The following is a 3,491-nucleotide window of genomic DNA, read 5'->3' as shown; positions in this document are numbered from 1 at the left end:
CTTGCGGGAGAGGTCGGAGACGCTTGCGCCTCCGGGTGAGCGGGGTTGTCGAGGCCGAGGCCCACCCTCACCCGGTCTCGCTGCGCGAGCCCGACCTCTCCCGCCAAGCGGGAGAGGCAATCTGCTCGCCGACCCGCCGTTCGCTACCACCACTCAATGTGTAGATGCCGTAGCGCGAGGGGAGGGGGAGGATGACCTGGGGGCGGGTCCAAGGTGGAAGCACTGCTGCAATCCGGAGATCCGCCCCTCACTCCGCCGCCTTCCGGCCCTCCAGCCGGCGGACGAAGGCGGCGACCACGTCCCGCAGGCCCGCATCGTCCAGCAGGTCCAACGCCTCCTCCGGGCCGGCCCAGCGGGTCTCGCGCTCATGCGCCTCGGGCCAGGTCTTGTGCTGGCGCTCGACCTTCAGCGGGAAGACGCCGACCTCGCAGGGCACGCTCACCCCGTCCTCCAGCCCCTTGTCGTAGACGAAGCTGCCGATCGATTTCGACCCGACGGCGCCGCGCACCCCGGCCTCCTCATAGGCCTCGCGCGCCGCCGATTTCGACGGCTTCAGCCCCTTGATCGGCCAGCCCTTCGGGATGATCCAGCGTCGCGTCTGGCGGGTGGTGACGAGCAGGATCTCGACCCCGCCATCCGTCCGTAGACGGTAGGGCAAGGCACCGTGCTGCACCCGGACGGCCTTGGTCTTGCCCGGCATCCCCATCCTCCGTCGCGCCCGGCCTTGATCGGCCGGGGTATTTCGGGAACGATCGCGGCATCCCCGTCGTTCCGGCCGTCCCGAGCCGACCGGACCCCAAGCCTATGGGAAGACACGAACGGAGGCGAACGGCTTTCGAGACCCGCGGATGAGCTTTTCCATCACCCTGATCGACCTGGCCGGCTATGTCGCCCTGCTGCTGTGGGGCACGCACATGGTGCAGACCGGCATCCAGCGCACCTTCGGGCCGAAGCTGCGCGCCGTGCTGGGCGGCGCGCTGCGGAACCGGTTCCTGGCCGTGCTGGCCGGCATCGGCGTCACCGCGGTGCTGCAGAGCAGCACGGCCACTGGGCTGATGGTGGCGGGGTTCGCCGCCGGCGGGCTGGTCGAGCTGGTGCCGGCCCTGGCGGTGATGCTCGGCGCCAATATCGGCACCACGCTGATCGTCCAGGTGCTGTCCTTCGACGTGGCGGCCGCGGCGCCGGCGCTGATCCTGATCGGCTTCGTGCTGTTCCGGCGCGACAGCACCACCCAGACGCACGACCTCGGCCGGGTCTTCATCGGCCTCGGCCTGATGCTGATGGCGCTGCACCAGCTGCTGCAGCTGATGGTGCCCTATGAGGACGCGCCCAGCCTGCGCCTGATGCTGGGCGCCGTCGCCACCACGCCGGTGCTGGCGGCGATCCTGGCCGCGGCCTTCACCTGGGCGGTGCATTCCAGCGTCGCCGTGGTGCTGCTGGTGATGTCGCTGGCCGCCAACGGCGTGGTGCCGCCGGAAAGCGCCTTCGCCCTGGTGCTGGGCGCCAATCTCGGCACCGCGATCAACCCGGTGCTGGAAGGTGCGTCGGGCGACGACCCCGCCAACCGGCGCCTGCCGGTCGGCAACCTGCTGGCCCGCGGCCTCGGCGTGGTCGCGGTGCTGGCCGCCCTCGAGCCGATCGGCGAGTGGATGGTGACGATCGACCCCGACAATGCCCGCGCGGTGGCCGATTTCCACACCCTGTTCAACGTCGTGCTGGCGGTCGTCTTCTTCCCGCTGCTGACGCCGTATTCGAAGCTGCTGCAGCGGCTGCTGCCGCGCCGGGTGGACCCGGCGGATCCCTCCCGGCCACTCTATCTCGACGCCGCGGCGCGGGAGACGCCGATCGTCGCCCTCGGCGGCGCCGCGCGCGAGGCGATGCGCCTGGCCGACGTGCTGGAGACGATGCTGCACGGCGCCCGCGACGCGCTGCACAAGGGCGACCGCAAGGTGATCGCCGAGACGCGGCGGATGGACGACGTGCTCGACCATCTCAACACCGCGATCAAGACCTACCTGACCTCGCTCGACCCGGAATCGCTCAGCGACGCGGACCACCGCCGGCTGGGCGAGATCCTGAACTTCGCCATGAACATGGAGCAGGCGGGCGACGTCGTGGACCGCAACCTGCTGCCGCACTGCGCCAAGCGGATGAAGCGCGGGCTGGAGTTCTCGAAGGAGGGCGAGGCCGAGCTGCTGGCGATGATGGACCGGCTGGTCACCAACCTGCGCACCGCCGCGTCGCTGTTCATGACCGACGACCGCCGCGCCGCGCGGCTGCTGGTGGACGAGAAGGTGACGTTCCGCGACCTCGAGGCGGCGGCCACCCAGTCGCATTTCGACCGGCTGCGCGCCGGCCGCCGCGATACGGCGGAGACCAGCGCCCTGCATCTCGACCTGCTGCGCGACATGAAGCGGGTGAACGGCCACATCGTCGCGGCCGCGGCCTATCCGGTGCTGGAACGCTCGGGCGAGCTGCTGCCCAGCCGGGTCACCGAGGGCGAGACGAACGCGGAGGGCTGAGGCCATGGCCGGGACGCTGCGGATCGCGATCGCCCAGAGCCGGGTCGACCGGGACGTGCGCGCCAATGGCCGGGAGATCCGCGGCCTGATGCGCCGCGCCGCCGCCGGCGGGGCGCGGCTGGTGCAGTTCCCGGAAGGCGCCGCCTCCGGCTACGCAAAGTCGGAGCTCGCCGGCTGGGACGATGTCGACTGGCCGGCGCTGCGCGAGGAGCTGGCGGAGACCGCGGCCCTGGCCGGCAGCCTCGGCCTGTGGGTGGTGCTCGGCAGCGCCCATCCGCTGACCGCGCCGCACCGGCCGCACAACAGCCTCTACCTGATCTCCGACGCCGGCGTCCTGGCCGGGCGCTACGACAAGCGGCGCTGCTCCAACACCGAGATCACCGGCTGGTATTCGCCCGGCGAGGCGCCGCTGACCTTCACCGTGGACGGCTTCACTTTCGGCTGCGCCATCTGCATCGAGATCGTGTTCCCCGAGCTGTTTGCGGAGTACGAGGCGCTGGGCGTCGACGCGGTGCTGGTGTCCACCTATTCCCGCGATCCCGTCTTCGGCGGCCTGGCGCGCGGCCATGCCGCAGCCACCTGTCTGTGGATCAGTCTGGCGATCCCGGCGCAATGCAGCCAGCCGTTGCCGAGCAGCCTGGTTGGGCCGAACGGCATGGTGCTGGCCGAAGCCGGCCGGGACGGCGAGCCCGATCTGGTCTTCGCCACGCTCGACCGTGGCGACCCGGCCTTCGCCATCGCGCTGGAGAAGGCGCGGCCCTGGCGCCGGACCGCAAGGCTGGGCGAGATCTACGCCTCGCGCCGGGTCGACGATCCGCGCAGCCGTGACCGGGCGGCGTTCTGATCGGCCGGGTCCCGGATCGCTTCGCAGAATTCCTCCAGCCCGGCGGCCACGGCGTCGCGCAGCGGGCGGCCGCGCTCGAAGCCCCACCACAGCACCGCGCCCTGCCATTGCGCCGCCATCAGCCG

Annotated in this window: 4 protein-coding genes; 2 read left to right on the top strand and 2 right to left on the bottom strand. The window is 71.4% G+C overall.

Going from position 1 to position 3,491, the window contains the following annotated elements:
• Positions 1–247 precede the first annotated feature (247 nt).
• Positions 248–700, bottom strand: a complete 453-nt coding sequence (locus tag P409_RS29740) for an NUDIX hydrolase (protein ID WP_202964849.1) — start codon at positions 698–700, stop codon at positions 248–250.
• A 148-nt stretch (positions 701–848) separates the two neighbouring features.
• On the opposite strand from P409_RS29740, the gene P409_RS29735 reads away from it, so the two are divergent.
• Positions 849–2,522, top strand: coding sequence for a Na/Pi cotransporter family protein (locus P409_RS29735; protein WP_034846928.1), 1,674 nt, complete (start codon positions 849–851; stop codon positions 2,520–2,522).
• A 4-nt stretch (positions 2,523–2,526) separates the two neighbouring features.
• Positions 2,527–3,366 (top strand): carbon-nitrogen hydrolase family protein, encoded by an 840-nt coding sequence (locus P409_RS29730; RefSeq protein ID WP_081991922.1) that lies wholly within the window; start codon positions 2,527–2,529, stop codon positions 3,364–3,366.
• Here P409_RS29730 and P409_RS39425 read toward each other — a convergent pair.
• On the bottom strand, positions 3,312–3,491 hold a 180-nt coding region (locus tag P409_RS39425), incomplete at its 5' end, for a hypothetical protein (protein WP_034846926.1). The genes P409_RS29730 and P409_RS39425 overlap by 55 nt on opposite strands.

The sequence above is a fragment of the Inquilinus limosus MP06 genome, from assembly GCF_000767795.1.
Lineage (GTDB): Bacteria > Pseudomonadota > Alphaproteobacteria > DSM-16000 > Inquilinaceae > Inquilinus > Inquilinus limosus_E.
The sequence above is the reverse complement of the archived record's forward strand: the minus strand, read 5'-3'. Positions and strand labels throughout refer to the sequence as shown.